The sequence below is a fragment of the Pseudomonas sp. MDT2-39-1 genome (assembly GCF_054898085.1).
The window spans coordinates 5,337,990-5,361,235 of sequence record NZ_CM142716.1; the positions used below are offsets into that span (position 1 = coordinate 5,337,990).

Here is a 23,246-nt window from a genome sequence, read left to right on the forward strand (position 1 = left end):
TACTTTTGAGGTGATTCCCATGATGAAAGGTGGCATGGCCGGCCTGATGAAGCAGGCGCAGCAGATGCAGGAAAAAATGGCCAAGATGCAGGAAGAACTGGCCAACGCCGAAGTCACCGGTAAAGCCGGCGGCGATATGGTCACCGTGGTGATGACCGGTCGTCACGACGTCAAGCGCGTGACCATCGACCCAAGCCTGGTTGAAGGCCTGAGCGAAGACGACAAAGAGATGCTGGAAGCGGTGTTCGCTGCCGCCGTCAACGATGCCGTGCGCAAGATCGAAGCCAACAGCCAGGACAAGATGGGCAACATGACCGCTGGCATGCAACTGCCGCCGGGTATGAAACTGCCGTTCTGATTCGCCAAAGCGCATCGAATGAGCTACAAAAAAATGCCAGGCATCGCGCCTGGCATTTTTGTTTCTGCCAGTTGGAAACACGGTGCCCGTTAGGCAGCCTTCGCGGGCAAGCCTTAATGCCAGTCAGTTAAGCCCTCCAGCCCTCTTTTTGGGGTATTTGACTGGTCTAGGCTTGACCACTCTTGGGTAACTTCGCTCTCGTCTGGCTGGCAGTATGAAGTGCTGAGCCTGGATTCTCAGTTCTGCCAGTCGTTTAGGGATCGTGCCTGGCGTTTCCAGCGGACAGAAGCGCAGCGCATTGCTGACCGCTTGAGACAACCAGAGAAAACTCAAGCGTTGCGGTACCACCTTTATTTCTTCAGCCATCAAGCGCATTTCCTGACGGATCAGGTTGTAGGCCAGCAGAGTTCCCCACAGTTCTTGACGCACCAGATCAGGTTGTTTACTGCGTAATTGCTCTCCTTTGAGCAGGTTTTGCTTGATCTCGCGGTAACCCAACTCGATTTCCCAGCGTTCGTTGTAGTGCCCCGCCACCTGATTGGCAGGGTAACGTTCGGCATCGATCAACGAGGTGAGATAGCGGCGGGGTTTGTCGTCTATCGAGTACTCAATCAGTCTTGCCTGCCAATGGCTAGGAAGGTCTGGACGTTGCTTGAGCGCATCTCTGGAAACCGTCAGTCGCACAAGCCAATCACCGGCGCCCAACTCTTCGATCACCTCGTACTTGAGCGGTTTGCGTGCCCGCATGAGCCAGTGCCGTTCGGTTCCACTGTGCTGCCAGTCGAGCAAGAGGGCCGCCGAGTAATAGGCGCGGTCAAAAATCGTCACCGAATGATCGCTTACCGCTTTCTCCAGACCTTTGGCATAGCGAAGTTCGCCGACAGCAAACTCGCCAAAACAGGCAGCCCGAATCAAGTGACTATAGGTATCCATCAGGCAAACACCGCGCACTTGTGGCCAGGCTCCGTCTCCCGAGTGAGTCCGCCCGCCACCAAAGGCTTGGCGGTTTTCTGGTGTGTCAGGGGTGGACCAAACCACGCCGTCTACCGCAAAGCTGCGTAACCCTAAAAAGCCAGCCGAAGCTGGCTGCTCAGCACCGCCCCATGACTCTGCCAATTGCTTAAACAGTGCGGCAAGGGGCTCTGCTCCCAGCCGTTGCCGGGCCTGGACTGCTGCGCTGGGCACAGGCACCTTTGCTTCGCCCAAAGCCAGTCCCAGCTGCTGCACGATGAGCCAAATCGGCTCGTTCTTGAACAAGGCCAACCCCACCACCAACCAGACAATACGCTCGGCCGGCAGGCGTCTACGGCGCAGAGAAACCGTTCCGGTCGAGGCCAGCGCTTGCTCGATCCACAGGGGATCGATCAGTTGCGCAAAGCGTTCGAAAGAGATCGGATTGAGTTTGGTAACTTCTTGAAGGGCGTTTTGTAGGGACATGAAGCGGGCTCATAAAAACATAAGCCCGTTTCTATTACTGCTGGGCGGGCAAGTCAATTTCTTAACTGACTGGCATTAGGGCAAGCCTCGCTCCTACATGGGATCGCGAACTCCTGTAGGCGCGAGGCTTGCCCGCGAAGAATTCACCTCGGCACAACTGACGAAACATCGAACGCCCTGCCACCACAAAGGTCTGCTCCCCTATACCGCCGAATTCATCGATCAAAGGAGACGCTCACATGCCAGACGCATTGACCCTCAACCAACGTATCGTCCTGGCGTCCCGCCCTACAGGTGCGCCGACGCCGGAGAATTTCCGCCTGGAGCGGGTCGCGTTGCCAGACCTGGCCGACGGCCAGGTCCTGCTCAAGACTCAATACCTGTCGCTGGACCCCTACATGCGCGGTCGCATGAGTGACGCGCCGTCCTACGCCGCGCCGGTAGAAATCGGCGAGGTGATGACCGGTGGCGCTGTCAGCCGCGTCGAGCGCTCGCTGAATCCGAAGTTCCACGAAGGCGACGTAGTGGTGGGCGCCACCGGTTGGCAGAGCCACAGCATCAGCGATGGCCGCAACATCATTCCAGTACCGAGCGGTTTGCCGACCCCATCAATGGCCCTGGGTGTGCTGGGCATGCCGGGCATGACCGCGTACATGGGCCTGATGGATATCGGCCAGCCCAACGCTGGCGAAACCCTGGTGGTCGCGGCCGCCTCGGGCGCAGTGGGCTCGGTGGTCGGCCAGGTGGCGAAGATCAAAGGCCTGCGCGTGGTTGGCGTGGCGGGCGGCGCGGAAAAATGCCGCTACGTGGTGGAGGAATTGGGATTCGATGCCTGCGTCGACCACAAGAGCCCGAGCTTCGCCGATGAACTGGCGCAGGCGTGCTCCGAGGGCATCGATATTTACTACGAAAACGTCGGCGGCAAGGTGTTCGACGCGGTGGTGCCGCTGCTCAATGCCAAGGCGCGGATTCCACTGTGCGGCCTCATCGCTTCCTACAACGCCCACGAAGCCCCGACCGGCCCGGATCGCCTGCCGCAATTGCAGCGCACGTTGCTGACCAAGCGCGTACGAATCCAGGGCTTTATCGTGTTCGACGACTACGGTGATCGTCAGCCGGAGTTCGTCAGCGCCATGGCGCCGTGGGTGCGAGACGGCAAGGTCAAGTTCCGCGAAGACGTGGTCGATGGCCTTGAAAATGCACCCGAGGCCTTCATCGGTCTGCTGGAAGGACGCAACTTTGGCAAACTGGTGGTTCGGGTCGCTCAGGACTGAATAATTGACGCTAATCCGAGGCGCGGGTATAAACCGCGTCTCGTTGTTTTGTCGGACGTTTCCCCATGAGCTTCAGCCCTTTGATTCGCCAACTGATCGATGCCCTGAGAATTTTGCCGGGTGTCGGTCAGAAAACTGCCCAGCGCATGGCGCTGCAACTGCTTGAGCGTGATCGCAGCGGTGGTTCGCGACTGGCTTCGGCACTGAGCCAGGCGATGGAAGGGGTGGGCCACTGCCGGTTATGCCGCACGCTGACCGAAGACGACCTCTGCCCGCAATGTTCCGATACTCGTCGTGATGACACCTTGCTCTGCGTGGTGGAAGGTCCGATGGATGTGTACGCCGTGGAGCAGACCGGTTTCCGGGGTCGCTACTTTGTGCTCAAGGGACATCTCTCGCCGCTCGACGGGCTGGGGCCGGAGGCCATCGGTATTCCGCAGCTCCTGGCGCGGATCGAAGAGGCAGGCACATTTACTGAAGTCATCCTGGCCACCAACCCGACCGTGGAAGGTGAGGCGACGGCGCATTACATCGCCCAGTTGCTGAGCAATAAAGGCCTGGTTGCTTCGCGTATCGCCCACGGGGTGCCGTTGGGGGGTGAGCTGGAACTGGTGGATGGCGGGACATTGGCGCATTCGTTTGCGGGGCGTAAGCCGATCACTTTGTAATTGTGGTGTCGCCACTGACGCCTTCGCGGGCAAGCCTCGCTCCTACAAGGGATCGCAAACTTCTGTAGGAGCGAGGCTGTTGTGGCTCAATGTTTTTGGACCATGATGTAGGAGCATCGATCTAAGGAAGCATCATGGGATATCGCATTGTAAATATCGGGGAAAAAGCGGAGGCCATTCGCTTGGTTGTGGAGATGAATTGCTCCATACCTGAAGCCTGCAAGCTAACGGGAGTTGGACCTACAGCTCTACGCCGATGGGTTCTGCTCTGGCGTCGGGAGCATGCGGGGATTTCACAACCCTCTCGGCCACAGGACCAGGAACTGATCGAGTCGCTACAGGCAAAATTGGCGCTGGTCGAAGCCGAGAACCAAGTATTAAAAAAGCAATTGCCCTCTCATCTGAAGGTTCTGTTCAGTCGAACCAAGTGATTGACGGCGCTAGAGGGGAAGTGTCGATTAGACGCATGTGTCTGGTCTTAGGCTTGGCCCGCAGTAGCTATTACGCGAAACGTAAACTCAAGCCGCCTCGTGTTATCGAGAGTGGCTTGGAGATGAAGATTCGTGCGCTGCATATAGAGCATCGCGAAGCTTTAGGGGCCCGCGGCTTATCCAAGGAGTTGAGAGCGGAAGGCATTTTTATCGGACGCCACCGAATGCGCTCCTTGATCAAGACCCTTGATTTAGCTAGGCGCCGGCCACGTTACGCTCACTATCGTCGCGCCACCAAACCAAGTATCACGGCGCCGAACATACTTGATCGTCGCTTTAATCCGGTCCAGCCAGACACGCTCTGGGCAGGCGATATCACCTACATCAAAGTGAGGGATAGCTGGTTATATCTGGCCGTAGTGATGGATCTATTTTCCCGCCGAATTGTGGGGTGGGCCTGTTCAAGAACTGCTGACACAGACTTGTCGATCAAAGCGCTGAAATTGGCGGTAGCGCTGCGCAGCCCAATGCCTGAGCTGTTATTTCATTCAGATCAGGGCTGCCAGTACACCGCCGAGAGGTTTTCAGCGTGTCTGGCCGAAAGCCGAATCGTCCACAGCGTGAGTCGTCGTGGCAACTGTTGGGACAACGCGGTAGTAGAGCGTTACTTCAGAACGCTGAAGCACGACTGGATGCCAGAAAATGGTTACCAAAGTCACTTTGAGGCGGAAAAGGATGTGATCGACTTTGTGTCGCACTACAACCATCGCCGTTGCCACACCGCATCGAATAACCTGCCGCCTGCGCTCTTTGAGCAGCAGGCGGCCTAAAACTCCTACGGAGTGGTCCAAAAAAACTGGACCCCAACAGGCTTGCCCGCGAAGAACGATGACGCGGTCTTCCTCTTAGACCGCAGCGCCTGGTTCGCGGGCAAGCCTCGCTCCTACGCTGTCCGTGTACGTTTTTGGTTCTTATGGTCAAAGGCTTACACCGCTTAACGGGTATGTCGTCTTTTGATGCTTCACCGATTCGCTTATTCTGGATCCATCAACTGAAGCGCAGGGAGTGCTCAGGGTCAAGGATGATCGGCCATTGGCCAGGACGGCTGTCGACAGGATGTCGAAAATGGTCTTGAAAAACCCGCTTAGGCGGGTTTTTTTTCGCCTGTCGAAAAGTGCAGCTACAGCCTGGCCGCCGCCCGTTCAGTGATCTGCGTGCGTTGTTGCAGCGATGGCGCCGCACGCCGATGAGCTTCTGCCAATACGTTCTGCGGTACTGTTTCAGGGCTGCCTGCCTCGAACGGCGGCGCCGGGGCGTATTCCAGTTGCAACTGCACCAGCTGAGCCGTGTCCTTATCGAATAACTCAGCGGCCAAGGTCAGGGCAAAATCGATCCCCGCAGTAATCCCGCCACCGGTCAGCAGATTGCCATCGCGCACCACCCGATCCTTCACCGGGATTGCCCCCAGCGGCGCCAACAATTCGTGATAAGCCCAGTGAGTGGTCGCGCGTTTGCCCTTCAGCAGACCGGCCGCGCCGAGCACCAGCGCCCCGGTGCACACCGACGTGACATAACGCGCGTCGGCAGCCTGAGCCTTGATGAAAGCTAATGTTTCTTCATCCTCCATCAACGGCCCGACACCGCTGCCACCGGGAATGCAGATCACGTCCAGTGCCGGGCAATCGTCGAAGGTGGTGGTCGGCTTCAGCACCAGCCCGGTGCTTGAGGTGACCGGCACCAGGTCCTTCCAGATCAAATGCACCTTCACGTCCGGCAACGAGGCCAGCACGTCGTAAGGGCCGGTGAGGTCCAGTTGTTGAACCTGTGGAAACAACAGAAAACCGATCTGCAACGTCATGGTTTTTTTCTCATGAAGTGGGTGGACGACTTCACTTTAGGCTCGTAGGATCTGGCGTATACGCCAATCACCCCACGAATTACGCCAAATGTCTAAAACCATCCATGTGCTCGCGTTCGCCAACGTGCAATTGCTCGACGTCACCGGGCCGTTGCAGGTGTTCGCCTCGGCCAACGACATCGCCCGCCAACAAGGTTTACCGCTGCCCTATGCGCCGACGGTGATTGCCGGCGGTGGCGGGGCGGTGATGTCGTCGGCGGGGCTGGCGCTGTTGGCCGAACCGTTGCCGGAACAAGGCAGCGACACCTTGATCATTGCCGGTGGCTGGGGTGTTTACGCGGCGGCGCAAGACCAGCCGCTGGTGGCCTGGGTGCGTGAGCATGCGACGGCATGTCGGCGGGTGGCATCGGTGTGCACCGGGGCATTTTTACTGGCGGCCAGTGGTTGGCTCGATGGTCGGCGGGTGGTGACTCACTGGACCCGTTGCGAGCAATTGGCGCAGCAACATCCCCGATTGCGGGTCGAGCCCAATCCGATCTTTATCAACGACGGTCCGGTCTGGACCTCGGCCGGCGTCACGGCCGGCATCGACCTTTCGCTGGCGATGGTCGAAGAGGACCTCGGGCGCAAGATGGCCCTGGAAGTCGCCCGGCAACTGGTGGTGTTCCTCAAACGCCCGGGCGGTCAGTCGCAGTTCAGCGTGACCTTGTCTTTGCAAAAGGAAGGCAGCCGGTTCGATGACCTTCACGCCTGGATCAGCGAACATCTCACCATGGACCTTGGCATTCCGACCCTCGCCTTGCAGGCCGGCATGAGCGAGCGCAGCTTCGTTCGCCATTACCGCGCCGACACCGGCCAGACCCCGGCCCGGGCCATTGAACTGATCCGGGTCGAGACGGCGCGACGCTTGCTCAGTGATACCGGGCTGCCGATCAAACGGGTGGCGGTGCAGTGCGGGTTCGGCAGTGAAGAGACGCTTCGACGCAATTTTCTGCGGGCCATGGGCGTGACGCCACAAGCGTATCGCGAGCGATTTTCTGTCAGCGCTGAAGCAGATCCAGTAACGCCTTGAGTGTGGCTTCGGGCGCTTCTTCGGGAATGTTATGACCGACGCCTGCCAGCACTCGGCGCTCATAAACTCCGGTGAAATGCTCGATGTCCTCGTCTATCTCCTCTGCCGGTCCGACACCATCGTCGGCCCCACATAGGGAAATCGTCGGCACGCTGATCGGTGGCTGTCGGGTCAGCGCTTCTTCCATCCACTCCAGCGCGGGATCGCCGGGCGTATACATGAATCGGTGACGGTAGGAGTGAATCACCACATCGACGAAATCCGGGTTGTCGAAGGCCGGCGAACTCAGCGGGTAGCGCTCAGGACCTTCGGCCCAGGTCGGTGACCATAACTTCCAGAGTAACTCGCACAATGCCCGGCGATTTTTCGTCAGCCCTTCGACCCCACGCGGGGTGTGAAAGTAATACTGATACCAGAGGCGATGCTCGGTTTCCGGGTCCCGCGGCCGAGTGGAGTGGGGAATGTCCTGAAGGTTGTAGCCGTCGCCAGTCACCAGGCAACGAACCCGCTCCGGCCAAAGCGCCGCCACGATACACGCCGCCCGACCACCCCAATCGTAGCCGCAGAGGGCGGCTTGCGGGATGGCGAGCGCGTCAATCAAATCCAGCAGATCCTGGGCTAGGGCGGCTTGCTGGCCGGAGCGCAGGGTATCGGGGCTGTTGAAACGGGTCGCACCGTAGCCGCGCAGGTACGGGACGATAACGCGGTAGCCCTGAGAGGCGAGGGCCGGAGCGATTTCGTCGTAGGCACGTGGGGAGTAGGGGAAGCCGTGGAGGAGGATGACCGGGTCGCCGGAGGTTGGACCGTGTTCTTCGTAGGCGACCGTCAAGCCTGGGGTCTTGGTGTATTGGATCAACGTTTCATTGTTCATCGGACACTCCCAGCGGTGTGTTTTTGAAACGGATGCAAATCGGCGGTCTCAGGCTTCCACTTCCGCCACCTGATTGAAATACTTCGACCGATCCGGCGTAAACGTCACCACCATCCTGGTCCGCGAACACGTCAATTCCCGCTCTTCACCCAGATCAACATCCAGATCCTCTCCACGCAAGCCCTGCCATTGGGCGAGGTATTTGAGGGATCCGTATTTTTCGAGTTTCTTCAGGCTGCGGCTGACACCACCTTTCCAGCCCAATACGGGGAGTTCGCCGGCAAGGCTGCGTCGGGCGAGTTCGGGGAAGCGGGCGGCGCGTTGGCGGCCGATTTCCCAGCATTTGATCAGGCCCTTGTCCTGGGCTTCCCACAATTCATTACGGTTCAGGCCTGAACGCAGTGGTGAGTCGATGTGGCGGTGGATACGCTGGCTCATTCTGGTTCCTTGAAATCGGGTTTTATTGGGCAGCTCCGCTGCACCCGTTGAGCGTGGATGTTAGGGGTGGATGTAACGGCTGGCAACAAGGTATTTCCGGGTGTAGGAACCCGGTGTTGCTTGGGTAAACAGCAGGTTCTGTTTAGATTTGTCGGCGTTAGGCCTATTCACGCTTGTGGCGAGGTGTGTTTTGTCAGATAGGCGATGTTTAAGTTCTTCGCGGATTAGCATTGTTCCTACAAGCTGCGTCGTGAAAAGCGACGTTTCTGACACGTTTTGGCGGACAGTGGCATTCGGTTGGTTTTGTGTGAAGGCTCATGGCCTCTTCGCGGGCAAGCCTCGCTCCTACAGTTTTGTGTCGTACACATTATTTGCGAACGACACAAACCCTGTGGGAGCGTGGCTTGCCCGCGAAGGGGGCGACGCGGTCTCAAGGCTGCCAGTAACTCTTCTCCCCGCTCAATTTCCGATCCAGAAAACTCGCCGCACTGATCAGCGCCAGGTGCGTCAGCGCTTGCGGCGTGTTGCCCAGATGCCGTGCATGGCTGTCGAATTCTTCGGCGTACAACCCCAGCGGGTTGGCGTACCTCAGCAACTGTTCGAACTCCAGATGGGCCTTTTCCACCTGACCCGCCCGGGCCAGGCATTCGACGTACCAGAATGAACACGCGGCAAAGGCGCCTTCGGTGCCGTCAAGGCCGTCGATCTGGCTGTCTTCGTTGCGGTAGCGGTAGACCATGCCGTCGCGCACCAGGGTTTTCTGGATGGCTTCGAGGGTCGAGAGCCAGCGCGGGTCTTTGGCGCTGACGAAGCGTACCAGCGGCATCAGCAGCATCGAACCATCCAGCGCCGTGCCGCCGATGTGCTGGACGAAGTGCCCGCGTTCTTCGTTCCAGAAGTTCTCCCAGATGTCGGCGTAGATCGCTTGACGGGTCTGGTCCCAACGAGCGAACGGGGCGGGCAGGGAGCGTTTGGAAGCGAGGCGAATAGCCCGATCCAGCGCGACCCAGCACATCAGTCGCGAGTGCAGGAAGTGATGCTGTTCGCCGCGCATTTCCCAGATGCCCACGTCCTTTTGCTGCCAGGTTTCACAGACTTGATCCACGACTTCCACCGCGTGTTTCCAGCCCTCATGAGAGATGGCGTCGCCGTACTTGTTGACCAGGTACACCGCGTCCATCAGCTCGCCGAAGATGTCGAGCTGGACCTGATCGTACGCCTGATTGCCGATGCGTACCGGCGTCGCGCCGCCGTGGCCGGACAGGTGCGAGAGTTCGGTTTCGGGCAGTTCCTGGCGGCCGTCGATGGCATAAAGAATGTTGAGTTTCATCGGTTTGCCGTGACAATCGCTGACCCGCCCGCGCAGCCAGCCCATGTAATCGTTGGCCTCCTGCACGAAACCCAGGCGCATGAAGGCGTAGACGGTGAACGAGGCGTCGCGGATCCAGGTGTAGCGGTAGTCCCAGTTGCGTTCGCCGCCAGGTGTTTCCGGGAGGCCGAACGTGGCCGCGGCGAGGATCGCGCCATGTTTGCGCGAGGTCAGCAGCTTCAGGGCCAGGGCCGAACGATTGACCATTTCCCGCCAGCGACCACGGTAATTGGATTGGCCGCTCCAGTCGCGCCAGAACTTCAACGTGCGTTCCAGGCACAGCCCGGCGGCGCCTTCCTTGAAACGCGGGTCATCGATGCCGCCGAGGAGGAATTCGGCGCTCTCACCTTGTTTAAGGGTGAATTCGGCCACTGCCGCGCTGCCGTCAAGGCTCAAAACCTGGTCAGAAGACAGGCGCAGAGAAGGCTGGTCGTGGGCCTCGAAAGCCACGTCTTTTTCATCCATGCGCGCGCGGGTTTTGGCGCGAGCGTAGTCATGCCGCACGGCACAACGCATGTGAAACGTTGCCTGGCCGCTGACCACCCGAACCCGGCGCATCAGCACCGGCAGATCATCTTCGCTGTCGCCGATGGGCAGCAGGTCGGTGACTTCAACCACGGCGCGGTCGCTGAGCCAGCGGGTTTGCAGCACGTTGGTGCCGGGCAGGTAAATCTGTTCACGACGCGCATCAGGCAAGTCCGGCGACAGTTGAAAAATACCGGCCTCGGGCGTGTCCAGCAGCGAACAGAAGATCGACGGGCTGTCGAATTCCGGCCAGCAGAAAAAGTCCACGCTGCCCTTGTCGTTGACCAGTGCCGCGCTGCGCATGTCGCCGATGATGCCATGGGCATCGATGGCGCTTTGTCGTTCGTGATGATGATCAGCCATTGCCGCGAAACTCCGGATAGAGGCTCATGCCGCCGTCGACGAACAGGGTAGTGCCGACGATGTAGTCGGAGGCATCGGAGGCGAGGAAGACCACCGCGTTGGCGACGTCCTCGACTTCACCGACCCGGCCATAGGGAATGAGCTTGAGCAGGTCCTGCAGGTGGTCGCCCGAGGTGGCATCGCGGTTGATCGCCGTACGAATCGCCCCCGGCGCGATGCCGTTGATGCGGATGCGCTGGTGGCTGACTTCCTGGGCGAGGGTTTGCATCAGCATGTCCACGCCGCCCTTGGACGCGGCGTAATTGCCGTGACCGGCCCAGGGAATCCGCTGGTGCACCGAACTCATGTGGATGATTTTGCCGGCGGCCCGGGACACGCCCTCACGAACACCTTGCTGATTAAAAATCCGCAGGGCGGCACGGGCGCAGAGGAACTGGCCGGTGAGGTTGACGCCGATCACCTGGTTCCAGTCGGCGAGGCTCATGTCCACCGCATTGGCGTCTTTCTGCATGCCTGAGTTGGCGACCAGAATGTCCAGCGAACCAAAAGCCTCTACAGTTTGTGCGAATAGCCGGTCGACGTCCGCTTCCTGAGAGACGTCGGCCCCGATGGCGATGGCCCGACCACCTTCCGCATTGATCTGCCGGGCCAGTGCCTCGGCGGGAGCGGGCTGGGAATTGTAGTTGATCACCACTGCGGCACCGGCGGCGGCCAAAGCCTTGGCGGCGCCTGCGCCGATGCCGGAACTGGCACCGGTGATGAGGGCGACTTGTTGGTCGAGGGAAATCTGCATCAGCGCTGGCGCCTTGAGTTGAGGGCTTAATCAGCTGACTGGCGGGGGCTGGCGAGAGTTCAGGGCAAACCATGAAAGTTTCGTCACCTGTCCGTTTCCGTGTTTTGTGCGGGGACGATTCGACCTGCTCGCGAAGGGGGCTTCACATTCAACCAACAATTAGCCGCTTTCCCCTCGGTCTGCCTTATGGCAACTTGCTTGCCCTGATCGAGACCCGCAACCCATGGCCAACCCCTACCGCGACCTATTCAAAGCCCCAGGCAGCAGCGCTTTTGTGCTGGCCGGCATGATCGCGCGCATGCCGATTTCCATGACGGGCATCGGCCTGATCACCATGCTCTCGCAACTGCAAGGCGGCTACGGTCTGGCCGGTGCGGTGGCGGCGACGTTTGCCTTGGCCACGGCGTTTTGCGCACCGCAAGTCTCGCGGCTGGTGGATCGCTATGGCCAGGGCCGGGTTCTACCGATCTCGGCGTTGGTCGGCGGCGGGGCGTTGTTGCTGGTGTTGCTTTGCACCCGCTTGCAGGCGCCGCAGTGGACGTTATTTGTGTTCGCCGCGCTGGCCGGTTGCATGCCGAGCATGTCGGCGATGGTCCGGGCGCGTTGGACCGAGGTGTATCGAGGCCAGCCGGAACTGCAAACCGCTTACGCGCTGGAGTCGGTGCTGGACGAAGTCTGCTTTATTGTCGGGCCGCCGCTGTCGGTGGGACTGTGCGTGGTGGCGTTCCCCGAAGCCGGGCCATTGGCGGCCTTGCTGATGCTGGCGATCGGGGTGACGGCGTTTGTGTTGCAGCGCGACACCGAGCCGGCGATTCATCCTCATGAAGAACACCATCAAGGCTCGATCATTCGTTCGCTCGACATTCAATTGCTGATGCTGTTGATGGTCGCCATGGGCACCATCGTTGGCGTGGTGGACGTGGTCAGCGTTGCGTTCGCCCAGCAGCAGGGCCAGCCGGCGGCGGCGAGCATTGTGTTGTCGGTGTATGCCATCGGTTCATGCATGGCGGGATTGGCGTTCGGGGCGTTGCGCTCAAAAGTGCCGCTGCCTCGATTGTTCCTGTATGGCGGGGTGGCGACGGCGGTGACCACGCTGCCGTTGCTGCTGGCGACGAACATTCTGGGGCTGTCGCTGGCGGTGTTTGTCGCCGGGCTGTTTTTTGCGCCGACGCTGATTGTGGCGATGGCGTTGGTGGAACGCATCGTGCCGCCGGCCAAACTGACTGAAGGCCTGACGTGGCTGGTGACCGGGTTGAGCATTGGCGTGGCGATTGGTGCGGCGAGTTCGGGTTGGCTGATCGATGCATTTGGCGCGCGCAGCGGGTTTTGGGTGGCGATTGCGGCTGGCGCCGTGGTCCTCGGTTCCGCAGTCCAAAGCTATCGCCACTTGAAATAAAGAACCCCTGTAGGAGTGAGACCGGCTTGCCGGCGATAGCGGTGTAACAGTCACCATCAAGTTGACTGACACACCGCTATCGCCGGCAAGCCGGTCTCACTCCTACAGGGGTATCGGCACGACTAATTCCCTGCGGCGCTCATCCGTTCTCTAAACAGACAACTTTTCGAGGTAAGCCCGGTGACCCAGCTGACATTGCTGTGCCTGCCCTATTCAGGCGCGAGCGCCATGGTCTACAGCCGCTGGCGGCGCAAGCTGCCGGAGTGGCTCAAGCTGCAACCGGTGGAACTGCCGGGCCGTGGCGCGCGGTATGGCGAGCCGTTGCACACCGACATGCGGCGCCTGGCGCTGCAACTCGCGCAGGAACAAAGAGCCACGCTCAAGGCACCGTACGCATTGTTCGGTCATAGCCTTGGCGCCTTGCTGGCCTGTGAAATGGCCCATGCGTTTCGCTCGCTCGGCTGCCCGGAGCCGGTGGCGCTGTTCGCCTCGGGCACGGCCGCGCCGACGATGCGGGCTGACTACGATCGCGGTTTCGCTGAGCCCAGGACCGATGCCGAGTTGATCGATCAACTGCGCACCCTCAATGGCACCAGTGAAGAAGTGCTGGCCAACGAAGAGCTTATGAGCCTGACGCTGCCGGTCCTGCGTGCGGACTTCCTGCTGTGCGGGCGCTTCGAACCGCAGCAGCGTCCCTTGCTCAAGTGCCCGGTGCACGTGCTCGGCGGCAAGGCCGACCGCGCCACCACCGAGCAGTTGATCGGCTGGAGCAAGGAAACACACGGCAGTTTTTCCGTGGACATGCTGGCCGGCGGTCACTTCTTTATCCATGAGCACGAGGCCAAGGTGCTGCGGGTGATCAAGGATCAACTCGACGTTCACCATCGCCGGCACACCATGGTCGCCAGCGCCTGACCCCATCCCCCACACAACTCAATCCCCCTGTGGGAGCGGCGGTGCGACGATTCGACTTGCTCGCGAAGGCGGTGGGTCAGTCAACGTAGATGTTGTTTGACCCACCGCCTTCGCAAGCAAGCCCGCTCCCTCAATGGATTTTTGACATCCTCAGGCTCCGCGTTCCACCACCCTTCTGGTACTTGTTCTCACTCGCTAATTTTTCCGGTCTGCATTCGTTTTATAGGGACGACGTGCCTTTGTGCTTCCCGCCACTGATCCGGATGCTTAGAAATGAATGCTGAAGACTCCTTGAAACTTGCTCGCCGGTTTATCGGGTTGCCCCTGGAAAAGCGCCAGATGTTCCTTGCGGCCTTGCAAAAGGAAGGCGTTGATTTCGCCCGGTTCCCCATTCCTGCCGGTGTAGAAGCCGAAGATCGCCAGGCGCTGTCGTACGCCCAGCAACGCATGTGGTTTCTCTGGCAGCTGGACCCGCAAAGCGGTGCGTACAACCTGCCCGGCGCGGTGCGTCTGACCGGGCGTCTGAGCCTGCCGGCGCTGGAGCAAGCCTTCGCCAGTCTCGTCGAACGTCACGAAACCCTGCGCACAGTGTTCCAGCGCCAGGCCGACGACACCTTGCTGCAAGTACCGGCCAGCGCGCCGTTGGTCATCGATCATGTGGATTTAAGTGCGATACCGGCCACGGAGCGCGAAGTGGCAGTCGCCCAAGCGGCGGAGCAGCAATCGGTGCTGCCGTTTGATCTGTCAGTCGGCCCGCTGCTGCGTATCACCTTGCTCAAACTCGCCGATGAAGAACACGTGCTGCTGCTGACCCTGCACCACATCGTTTCCGACGGTTGGTCGATGAACGTGCTGATCGACGAATTCATCCGTTGCTACGACGCCTTCGAGGCCGGCACGCAACCGCAACTCGCGGCGTTGCCGATCCAGTACAGCGACTACGCCTTGTGGCAGCGCCGCTGGCTGGAGGCGGGCGAACAGGCGCGTCAACTCGATTACTGGCAAGCGCAACTGGGTGACGAACACCCGGTGCTGGAACTGCCCACCGATCACCCGCGCCCGGCGATGCCGAGCTATCGCGGCACCCGTTACGAGTTCGCGGTCGACGCGCAACTGGCCGAGCAACTGCGGGCCACGGCGCAGAAACACAACATCACCCTGTTCATGCTGTTGCTCGGCGCCTTCAATGCGCTGCTGCATCGCTACACCGGTCAGACCGACATCCGCGTCGGTGTGCCGATTGCTAACCGTAACCGCGCCGAAATCGAAGGCCTGATCGGTTTCTTCGTCAACACCCAGGTGCTGCGCACTCAGCTCGACGGCCAGACCTGCGTCGACGAGTTGCTGCGCGCCATCAAGGAAACCGCCCTCGGCGCCCAGGCCCATCAGGACTTGCCGTTCGAGCGCCTGGTCGAGGCGCTGAAACTGGAGCGCAGCCTCAGCCACACGCCGCTGTTCCAGGTGATGTACAACCACCAGCCGCAAGTCGCGGACATTTCCACCGTCAGCACCGCCTCTGGTCTGGCCCTGGGCGTGATCGAGTGGGAGGGGCGCACCACGCAGTTCGACCTGACCCTCGATACCTACGAAAAGGGCGGCAAGCTGCACGCCGCGCTGACCTACGCTAACGACCTGTTCGACGCCGCAACCATCGCGCGCATGGCGCAGCACTGGAAGCATTTGCTGCAAGGGATGGTCAGCGATTCGCAGCAGCGCATCAGCGATTTGCCGTTGCTTGAACGTGCCGAATACCAGCGCATCGTGCATGACTGGAATCGCGCTGATGAAAGCTTCAACCAAGATTTGTGCATTCATGAACTGATCAGCCGGCAAGTCGCGGAGAGCCCGGATGCGCTGGCGGTGACCTTTGCCACTAAGCAACTGACCTACGCCGAACTCGACGCTCAGGCCAATCGTCTGGCCCACAAGCTGATCGAGCTGGGCGTGGGGCCGGAAGTCCGGGTCGGTGTGGCCATGCAGCGTTCCGATAACTTGCTGGTTGCACTGCTCGCCGTGCTCAAGGCCGGTGGCGCTTACGTGCCGCTCGACCCGGATTACCCGGCCGAACGCGTCGCCTACATGCTTGAAGACAGCCGCGCGCTGGTGCTGCTGACCGAGCAATCGGTCGCCGCGACGTTGACCGTGGCAGCTGATACGCAAGTGCTGCTCATGGACGACATGACGTGGGCTGCTTACCCAACCAGCGCGCCGGTCACCCGCGTCACGCCGGATAACCTCGCCTACGTCATCTACACCTCCGGCTCCACCGGCAAGCCCAAAGGCGTGGCCATCGCCCATCGCAACGTGCTGGCGCTGATTGACTGGTCGAAATCGGTCTACAGCCGCGAAGACATCCAGGGTGTGTTGGCCTCGACCTCGGTGTGTTTCGACCTGTCGGTGTGGGAACTGTTTGTAACTCTGGCCAACGGCGGCTCGGTGATCATCGCCCGCAACGCCCTGGAATTACCGCAACTGCCGGCCCGTGATCAGGTGCGCCTGATCAACACCGTGCCGTCGGCGATCAATGCGTTGCAGCGCGACGGGCAGGTCCCGCCGAGCGTGCGCATCATCAACCTCGCCGGCGAGCCGCTGAAGCAAAGCCTGGTGGACGCGTTGTATCAGCAGCCGACCGTCGAGCACGTCTACGATCTGTACGGGCCGTCGGAAGACACCACCTATTCCACCTGGACCCGCCGTGAAGCAAGCGGTCGCGCGAACATCGGCCGACCGCTCAAGCACACCGCCAGCTATTTGCTCGATGCCGACCTGCAACCGGTGCCGCAAGGCGTGTCCGCCGAACTGTACCTGTCGGGCGCGGGCATCACCCGCGGTTACCTCGCACGCCCTGGCATGACCGCCGAAAAGTATGTGCCAAACCCGTTCGCCAGCAACGGCGAACGCCTGTACCGAACTGGCGACCTGACCCGCTATCAGGCCGACGGCTCGCTGCAATACGTCGGGCGTATCGACCATCAGGTCAAGGTCCGTGGTTTCCGTATCGAGCTGGGTGAAATCGAAGCGCGGTTGTTGCAGCAAGAGGCCGTCCGCGAGTTGGCGGTGTTGGCGCAGGACGGCGTCAACGGGCAGCAACTGGTCGCCTGCATCGTGCCGACCGATCCGGCGTTGGTGGATGACATCGATGCGCAGGCGACCCTGCGTGAAACCCTGAAAGCAGCACTGCGTCTGCATCTGCCGGACTACATGGTCCCGGCGTTCCTGCTGTTCCTTGAGCAACTGCCGCTGACCCCCAACGGCAAACTCGACCGCAAGGCCTTGCCGGCAATCGATGGTTCGCAGCAACAGCGCGAACACGTCGCACCGCGCACCGTGATGGAAAAAGCCCTCGCCGCGATCTGGCAGGACGTGCTGGCCATCGACAACGTCGGTCTTGAAGACAACTTCTTCGAACTGGGTGGCGACTCCATCGTTTCCATGCAAGTGGTCAGCCGCGCGCGTCAGGCCGGGATCGTGTTTAGCCCCAAAGACCTGTTTCAGCACCAGACCATCCGCAGCCTGGCCCAAGCGGCTCGATGCGGTGAGCAATCGTTGATCGATCAAGGCCCGGCGGTGGGCGCGGTGGCGTTGGCGCCGGTGCAACAGTGGTTCTTCGAACAAGCCATCCCCGAGCGTCAGCACTGGAACCAGTCGCTGCTGCTGGTGCCGCGCGAGGCGTTGAACGTCGAGGCGCTGGACCGCGCATTCGAGCAATTGCTGACCCATCACGACAGCTTGCGCTTGCGTTATGAACAGACCGCCGAAGGTTGGCAGCAAGCCTACGCCGCTCCGACCACGGAGTCGGTGTTGTGGCAACGTCAGGCGCAATCGGTCGAAGCGCTCAACGCTCTGTGCGATGAAGCCCAACGCAGTCTCGATCTGCAAAATGGCCCGTTGCTGCGCGCGCTGTTGGTGGCGATGGCCGACGGCTCGCAGCGTTTGTTGCTGGTCATTCATCACTTGGTGGTGGACGGTGTTTCCTGGCGCGTGCTGCTGGAAGATCTTCAACAGTTCTACAGCGGCAGCACCGTGAAATTGGCGAAAACCAGCACCTATCAGCGCTGGGTTGCTCGCCTGCAAGCGCACGTTCCAGCCTTTGAAAACAGCCTCGTTCACTGGCAAACCCAACTGCGCGACGCTCCGAACGATTTGCCCTGCGACCGTCCGAACGGCGCGCTGCAAAACCGCTTCGAGCACAAACTCGAGATCAAACTCGACGCCGAGCAAACCCGCAAACTGCTGCAACACGCCCCGGCGGCGTATCGCACCCAGGTCAACGACCTGCTGCTGACCGCGCTGGCACGCGCGTTTTGCCGCTGGAGCGGGCAGGGCAGCGCGCTGATTCAGCTCGAAGGCCATGGCCGCGAAGACCTGTTCGACGACATCGACCTGACCCGCACTGTCGGCTGGTTCACCAGCCTGTTCCCGATCAACCTGATGCCGTCGGGAGACCTCGGCGCGTCGATCAAAACCATCAAGGAACAACTGCGCGCCGTGCCGGACAAAGGCCTCGGCTATGGCGCGTTGCGCTACCTCGGCACCCCGGCGATTCGCGCCGAACTCGCTGCGTTGCCGCAACCGCGCATCACCTTCAACTACCTGGGGCAGTTCGACCGCCAGTTCGACGACGCCGCGATGTTCGTGCCGTCCACCGAAGGCAACGGTGTGGCCCAGGATCCATCGGCCCCGTCGAGCAACTGGCTGACGGTCGAAGGCCAAGTCTACGGCGGCGAGTTGGCGCTGAGCTGGGGTTTCAGCCGCGAGATGTTCGACGCGGCGACCATTCAGCGTCTGGCGGACGATTACGCACTTGAGCTCAACGCGCTGATCGAGCACTGCTGCGGCGTTGAAGTGCCGCAGGTCACGCCGTCGGATTTCCCGCTGGCGCGCATCAGTCAGGCGCAACTCGACGGATTGCCGGTCGCGACCCTTGAAGACCTGTATCCGTTGTCGCCGATGCAGCAGGGCATGCTGTTCCACACCCTGTACGAACCGGAAGTCGGCGCCTACATCAGCCAGTTGCGTCTGGACATTCAAGGCCTCGACCCGCAGCGTTTTGCCCAAGCATGGCAAACCGCGCAGGAGCGTCACGACATCCTGCGCAGCAGCTTCCACTGGCAAGGCCTCGACACCGCGCATCAGGCGATTGTCCGTCAGGTCGCGTTGCCGCTTGAGGTGCTGGACGCCACCGACACCGATGCGCTGGCCGACGCCGAGCGTGCTCAAGGTTTTGAATTGGGCAGCGCGCCGCTGTTCCGCTTGAAACTCGTGCGCACGGGCACCCATGACTGGCACCTGATCTACACCAGCCACCACATTTTGATGGACGGCTGGAGCAACGCGCAGTTGCTCGCCGAAGTGATCCAGCACTACGCCGCGGGCCAGTCGTTGCCGGCACCGACCGGGCAGTACCGTGATTATCTGGGTTGGTTGCAGCAGCAGTCCGCCGCCGCTGGCGAGCTATTCTGGAAAGCGGCACTGGCACCGCTGGAAGCGCCGACCTTGCTGGCCGAAGCGCTGCGACCACCGGTTGGCGCCGAGGGCAGCGAGGCGTTGCGCGTCGCCCTCGACAGCCGCGCGACCCAACGCTTGGCCGAGTTCGCCCGGCAACAGAAAGTCACCCTCAACACGTTGCTGCAAGCAGCGTGGAGCCTGTTGCTGCATCGCTACACCGGTCAGGATTGCGTGGTGTTCGGGGCGACGGTCGCCGGGCGTTCGGCACCGTTGCCGGGGATCGAAGAGCAACTCGGGTTGTTCATCAACACGCTGCCGCTGGTGTGCGCGATGAAGCCGAATCAAACCGTCAGCCAATGGCTCGGCGAGTTGCAAGGGCTGAACCTGGCCATGCGCGAGTTCGAGCACGTGCCGCTTTACGACATTCAGGGCTGGGCGGGGCAGCAGGGTTCGGCGTTGTTCGACAGCCTGCTGGTGTTCGAAAACTTCCCGGTGGCCGAAGCGTTGAAACAGGGCGCGCCGGCCGGGCTGTCGTTCGGCAACCTGCACAACCACGAACGCACCCATTATCCGCTGACCTTGGGCATCGAACTGGGCGAAGGCCTGAGCCTGGACTTCAGCTACGACGCGGCGCGGTTCAGTGCCGCTCAGGTCGCTGAGTTGTCGGCCAATCTGCAGCATCTGCTGACGCAATTGGTTGCGCAGCCGGACGCAGCATTGGGCGCGCTGGAACTGCTCGATGTCGATGGCAAAAATGCGGTGCTCGCGATCAGTCAGCCGGTGAGGGTTGAGTTATCCACAACATTTTTCGTCCACGAACAAATCACGGCTCAGGCTGCCGCCACTCCGCAAGCATTGGCATTGCAGGTCGATGGTCAGACCTTGAGCTACGGCCAATTGAACGCTCAGGCCAACCGCCTGGCCCATCGCCTGATCGACAACGGCGCCGGTCCAGGCTCGCGTGTCGGTCTGGCGCTGAACCGTGGTCCGCAACTGATCGTCAGCCTGCTGGCGGTGCTCAAAACCGGCGCGGCTTATGTGCCTTTGGACCCGAAATACCCGGCCGAACGCTTGGCGTACATGATCGACGACAGCCGCCTCGACGTGCTGCTGTGCGAGTCCGGTCTGCTGGAGGATGTGCCCGGCGTGCTACGCCTCAGCCTCGACGACAACGCCGGCTACCCGGACAGGGACCCGCAAAACCACGCAGTCGCCGAAGACCTGGCCTACATCATCTACACCTCCGGCTCCACCGGCCAGCCCAAAGGCGTGGCCATCGCCCATGCCGCGTTGCGCGAGTTCTGCCAGACCGCCGCCGACTATTCGGTGCTGTCGGCGTCGGACCGCGTGTTGCAGTTCGCGACCTTCAGCTTCGATGGCTTCGTCGAACAATGCTTCCCGGCGTTGTGCGTCGGCGCGGCGTTGATCATGCGCGGCGATGACGTGTGGGACGCCGGTCGTCTCGCCGCCGAAATCGTCCAGCACGGCGTGACTGTGGCGGACTTGCCGGCCGCTTACTGGTATTTGCTGGCCCGCGAATGCGCGAGCGGCGTGGTAAGCAATCTCGGTGCTTTGCGCCAGGTCCACGTCGGCGGCGAAGCGATGTCGGTTGAAGGCCTGCGCTTGTGGCATCAGGCTGGTTTGAGCCATGTGCGACTGCTCAACACCTACGGCCCGACCGAGGCGACTGTGGTGTCCAGCGTGCATGAGTGCCGTCTCGACGATGCCAGCGATGCGTTCGGCATTCCGATCGGTCGCGCCATCGCCGGACGTGCGCTGTACGTGCTGGACGCGGCGGTTCAATTGTTGCCGTCCGGCAGCGTTGGCGAACTGTGCATTGGCGCCCCGGCTTGCCTCGCCCAAAGCTATTTCGACCGTCCGGCGCTGACCGCCGAACGTTTCCTGCCGGACCCGTTTGCCCGTGAGCCGGGCGCGCGCTTGTACCGCAGCGGCGATTTGGCGCGCTACAACGCCGAAGGGAATCTGGAATACGTCGGCCGTATCGACCATCAAGTGAAGATCCGCGGTTTCCGCATCGAAATGGGCGAGATCGAAGCCTGCCTGCAAGCCCGTGAAGACGTGCGCGAAGCGGCGGTCATCGCTCAGGACGGCACGCAACTGGTGGCGTATGTCGTGGCCAACGGCGCGGTGGTTTCTCAGGCCAAATATTTGGAAGGACTCAAAGCCGTTCTGCGTCAGTCGTTGCCGGAATACATGGTGCCGAATCACCTGGTCCTGCTGCCGAAACTGCCGCTCAACAACAACGGCAAACTCGACCGCAAAGCTCTGCCGCGTGCTGAAGCGGGCGATGCGCAACGCGAATTCGTGGCCCCGGCCGAAGGGCTGGAAACGCAACTGGCGCTGATCTGGCAGGAAGTGTTGCAGGTCGAACGCGTGGGTCGTGAGGACAACTTCTTCGAGCTGGGCGGGCACTCGTTGCTGGTGCTTCAGGTGATTTCGCGAGTGCGTCAGCAGTTGCAGCTCGAATTGTCGGTGAGCAGTCTGTTTTCCGCTGCGAATCTGGCGGAATTCGCCCAGCGTGCAGCGCAAGCGAATGCCAGCGGCCAACCGGCCCTGCAACCTGCGCCGGTCGATCAACCGCAAATTCTGTCGTACGCCCAGCAGCGCCAATGGATCCTCTGGCAGCTGGACCCGCAGAGCCCGGCCTACAACATTCCCGCCGCGCTGCGCCTCAAAGGCCCGCTGAACCGCGAAGCCCTTCGCGAAGCTTTCGTCCAATTGCAGGCCCGTCACCAGACCTTGCGCACCACCTTTGAACAGGATGGCCAGCAGGCACGCCCGGTGCTGCACGACACATTGGCACTGCAACTGGAACAACGCGCCCTCGATCAAGCCTCGGTCGACACGGCGGTGGCCGAAGAAATCGCCCGTCCGTTCGACCTGCGCAACGGTCCGCTGTGGCGGGTGTTGCTGCTGCAAGTGAACACCGAGGAACACGTGCTGGTGCTGACCGTGCACCACATCGCCGCCGATGGCTGGTCGATGCAGGTCATGGTCGATGAGTTCAGCGCGTTGTATCAGGCGGCCGTAGAAGGTCGGGCTGCCGATCTGAATAGCTTGCCAGTGAACTACAGCGACTACGCCCGTTGGCAGCGCGACTGGCTGGAAGCGGGCGAGGGCGCACGCCAACTGACATGGTGGAGCGAGCAACTGGCCGGCAGCCAGGCGTCGCTGGAGTTGCCGAGCGAACTGACCCGTCCGGCCCGTCGCACCGAGCGGGGTGCCAGCCTGATGCTCAATGTGGATCACAACTTGCTCGCCGGTTTGCGCAAACGCGCCCATGAACAGCAAGTGACCTTGTTCATGCTATTGCTGGCGAGTTTCCAGACCTTGCTGCATCGCCAGAGCGGGCAGTCGAGTATCAGCGTCGGCGTGCCGAGCGCCGGTCGTTCGCGTCTCGAAACCGAAGGCCTGATCGGCTTCTTCATCAACACCCAGGTACTGCGTGCCGATATCGATGGGCAGCAGCCGTTCAGTGCGTTGCTGCAACAGGTCAAGCAGGTTGCATTGGGTGCCCAGGCGAATCAGGACTTGCCGTTCGAGCAGTTGGTCGACACCTTGCAACCGGACCGCAGCCTGAATCACAGCCCATTGTTCCAGGTGCTCTACAACCACCAGCAGCAGTTGGGCGCCAGCGTCGAGCGCACGGTTGCAGACTTGAACGTCGAACGTCTGAACTGGCAGCAACACACCACACAATTCGACCTGGTTCTTGATACTCAGGAGCAAGGCGAAGCACTCGACGCCAGCCTGACCTACGCCACGGATCTGTACGACGAGGCTTCGATGCAGCGCCTCGCCGAGCAGTGGCTGAACCTGCTGCGGGCGGTGGTCAGCGATCCGCAGCAACGGGTCGCCGAGCTGCCACTGATTGACGGGTCGCAGTGCGATGCCCTGGTGCAGCACTGGAATCCAGCCTTCCAGGCACAACCGACGTCGCCGACCCTGCACCAGTTGATCGAAGCTCAAGCTGCACAACGGCCGGACGCCATCGCTCTGGTCTACGAAG

General features: G+C 61.2%; 14 protein-coding genes and 1 pseudogene. 9 read left to right on the forward strand and 6 right to left on the reverse strand.

Annotated elements, in window-relative coordinates; translation table 11 throughout:
- Positions 1 to 19: 19 nt before the first annotated feature.
- Positions 20 to 358, forward strand: coding sequence for a YbaB/EbfC family nucleoid-associated protein (locus ACYZTM_RS24960; RefSeq protein ID WP_109628912.1), 339 nt, complete (start codon positions 20 to 22; stop codon positions 356 to 358).
- A gap of 123 nt (positions 359 to 481) precedes the next feature.
- On the opposite strand, the gene ACYZTM_RS24965 is transcribed toward ACYZTM_RS24960, so the two are convergent.
- Positions 482 to 1,795, reverse strand: coding sequence for an IS4 family transposase (locus ACYZTM_RS24965; RefSeq protein WP_131063535.1), 1,314 nt, complete (start codon positions 1,793 to 1,795; stop codon positions 482 to 484).
- Positions 1,796 to 2,034: 239 nt separating this feature from the next.
- Here ACYZTM_RS24965 and ACYZTM_RS24970 point away from each other — a divergent pair, with 239 nt between their 5' ends.
- The 4 genes from ACYZTM_RS24970 (at position 2,035) to ACYZTM_RS24985 (ending at position 4,998) form a co-directional block, all read left to right on the forward strand.
- The gene (locus ACYZTM_RS24970) at positions 2,035 to 3,069 is read left to right on the forward strand and encodes an NADP-dependent oxidoreductase (protein WP_461985173.1); all 1,035 of its coding nucleotides are present in this window, start codon (positions 2,035 to 2,037) and stop codon (positions 3,067 to 3,069) included.
- A gap of 65 nt (positions 3,070 to 3,134) precedes the next feature.
- A complete protein-coding gene (recR, locus tag ACYZTM_RS24975; protein WP_461985175.1) occupies positions 3,135 to 3,737 on the forward strand; it encodes a recombination mediator RecR in 603 nt (200 codons plus the stop codon).
- A gap of 134 nt (positions 3,738 to 3,871) precedes the next feature.
- Positions 3,872 to 4,168 (forward strand): transposase, encoded by a 297-nt coding sequence (locus ACYZTM_RS24980; protein ID WP_461981154.1) that lies wholly within the window; start codon positions 3,872 to 3,874, stop codon positions 4,166 to 4,168.
- Between the two features lie 35 nt (positions 4,169 to 4,203).
- Entirely contained in the window at positions 4,204 to 4,998 is a 795-nt protein-coding gene (locus ACYZTM_RS24985) for an IS3 family transposase (RefSeq protein ID WP_461985177.1), read from the forward strand.
- Between the two features lie 350 nt (positions 4,999 to 5,348).
- On the opposite strand, the gene inhA is transcribed toward ACYZTM_RS24985, so the two are convergent.
- On the reverse strand, positions 5,349 to 6,026 hold the full coding sequence (gene inhA, locus ACYZTM_RS24990) for an isonitrile hydratase (protein ID WP_461985179.1): 678 nt from the start codon (positions 6,024 to 6,026) through the stop codon (positions 5,349 to 5,351).
- Positions 6,027 to 6,114: 88 nt separating this feature from the next.
- Here inhA and ACYZTM_RS24995 point away from each other — a divergent pair, with 88 nt between their 5' ends.
- Complete coding sequence (locus ACYZTM_RS24995) at positions 6,115 to 7,098, forward strand: GlxA family transcriptional regulator (RefSeq protein WP_461985181.1); 984 nt, start codon at positions 6,115 to 6,117, stop codon at positions 7,096 to 7,098.
- Here the strand turns inward: ACYZTM_RS24995 and ACYZTM_RS25000 are convergent.
- From ACYZTM_RS25000 to ACYZTM_RS25015, 4 genes are all read right to left on the reverse strand, one after another.
- Positions 7,067 to 7,969, reverse strand: a complete 903-nt coding sequence (locus ACYZTM_RS25000) for an alpha/beta fold hydrolase (protein WP_461985183.1) — start codon at positions 7,967 to 7,969, stop codon at positions 7,067 to 7,069. The genes ACYZTM_RS24995 and ACYZTM_RS25000 overlap by 32 nt on opposite strands.
- Positions 7,970 to 8,017: 48 nt before the next feature.
- Positions 8,018 to 8,407 (reverse strand): hypothetical protein, encoded by a 390-nt coding sequence (locus ACYZTM_RS25005; protein ID WP_461985185.1) that lies wholly within the window; start codon positions 8,405 to 8,407, stop codon positions 8,018 to 8,020.
- A 430-nt stretch (positions 8,408 to 8,837) separates the two neighbouring features.
- On the reverse strand, positions 8,838 to 10,664 hold the full coding sequence (locus ACYZTM_RS25010; RefSeq protein WP_131059827.1) for a glycoside hydrolase family 15 protein: 1,827 nt from the start codon (positions 10,662 to 10,664) through the stop codon (positions 8,838 to 8,840).
- Positions 10,657 to 11,457 (reverse strand): glucose 1-dehydrogenase, encoded by an 801-nt coding sequence (locus tag ACYZTM_RS25015; RefSeq protein WP_461985187.1) that lies wholly within the window; start codon positions 11,455 to 11,457, stop codon positions 10,657 to 10,659. Before ACYZTM_RS25015 ends, ACYZTM_RS25010 begins: the two co-directional genes overlap by 8 nt.
- A 223-nt stretch (positions 11,458 to 11,680) precedes the next feature.
- Here ACYZTM_RS25015 and ACYZTM_RS25020 point away from each other — a divergent pair, with 223 nt between their 5' ends.
- From ACYZTM_RS25020 to ACYZTM_RS25030, 3 genes and pseudogenes are all read left to right on the forward strand, one after another.
- Positions 11,681 to 12,853: an MFS transporter gene (locus tag ACYZTM_RS25020; protein WP_131059829.1), complete on the forward strand. Its 1,173-nt coding sequence runs from the start codon at positions 11,681 to 11,683 to the stop codon at positions 12,851 to 12,853.
- A gap of 180 nt (positions 12,854 to 13,033) precedes the next feature.
- Positions 13,034 to 13,768: a thioesterase II family protein gene (locus ACYZTM_RS25025; protein ID WP_131059830.1), complete on the forward strand. Its 735-nt coding sequence runs from the start codon at positions 13,034 to 13,036 to the stop codon at positions 13,766 to 13,768.
- Positions 13,769 to 14,215: 447 nt separating this feature from the next.
- Positions 14,216 to 23,062: pseudogene (locus tag ACYZTM_RS25030) on the forward strand (amino acid adenylation domain-containing protein); the annotation flags it as partial.
- Between the last annotated feature and the right edge of the window lie 184 nt (positions 23,063 to 23,246).

Coding starts and splice junctions, on each gene's coding strand:
- ACYZTM_RS24960 (WP_109628912.1), top strand. CDS start 20: ATGATGAAAGGTGGCATGGCCGGCCTGATGAAGCAGGCGCAGCAGATG.
- ACYZTM_RS24965 (WP_131063535.1), bottom strand. CDS start 1,795: ATGTCCCTACAAAACGCCCTTCAAGAAGTTACCAAACTCAATCCGATC.
- ACYZTM_RS24970 (WP_461985173.1), top strand. CDS start 2,035: ATGCCAGACGCATTGACCCTCAACCAACGTATCGTCCTGGCGTCCCGC.
- recR (WP_461985175.1), top strand. CDS start 3,135: ATGAGCTTCAGCCCTTTGATTCGCCAACTGATCGATGCCCTGAGAATT.
- ACYZTM_RS24980 (WP_461981154.1), top strand. CDS start 3,872: ATGGGATATCGCATTGTAAATATCGGGGAAAAAGCGGAGGCCATTCGC.
- ACYZTM_RS24985 (WP_461985177.1), top strand. CDS start 4,204: ATGTGTCTGGTCTTAGGCTTGGCCCGCAGTAGCTATTACGCGAAACGT.
- inhA (WP_461985179.1), bottom strand. CDS start 6,026: ATGACGTTGCAGATCGGTTTTCTGTTGTTTCCACAGGTTCAACAACTG.
- ACYZTM_RS24995 (WP_461985181.1), top strand. CDS start 6,115: ATGTCTAAAACCATCCATGTGCTCGCGTTCGCCAACGTGCAATTGCTC.
- ACYZTM_RS25000 (WP_461985183.1), bottom strand. CDS start 7,969: ATGAACAATGAAACGTTGATCCAATACACCAAGACCCCAGGCTTGACG.
- ACYZTM_RS25005 (WP_461985185.1), bottom strand. CDS start 8,407: ATGAGCCAGCGTATCCACCGCCACATCGACTCACCACTGCGTTCAGGC.
- ACYZTM_RS25010 (WP_131059827.1), bottom strand. CDS start 10,664: ATGGCTGATCATCATCACGAACGACAAAGCGCCATCGATGCCCATGGC.
- ACYZTM_RS25015 (WP_461985187.1), bottom strand. CDS start 11,457: ATGCAGATTTCCCTCGACCAACAAGTCGCCCTCATCACCGGTGCCAGT.
- ACYZTM_RS25020 (WP_131059829.1), top strand. CDS start 11,681: ATGGCCAACCCCTACCGCGACCTATTCAAAGCCCCAGGCAGCAGCGCT.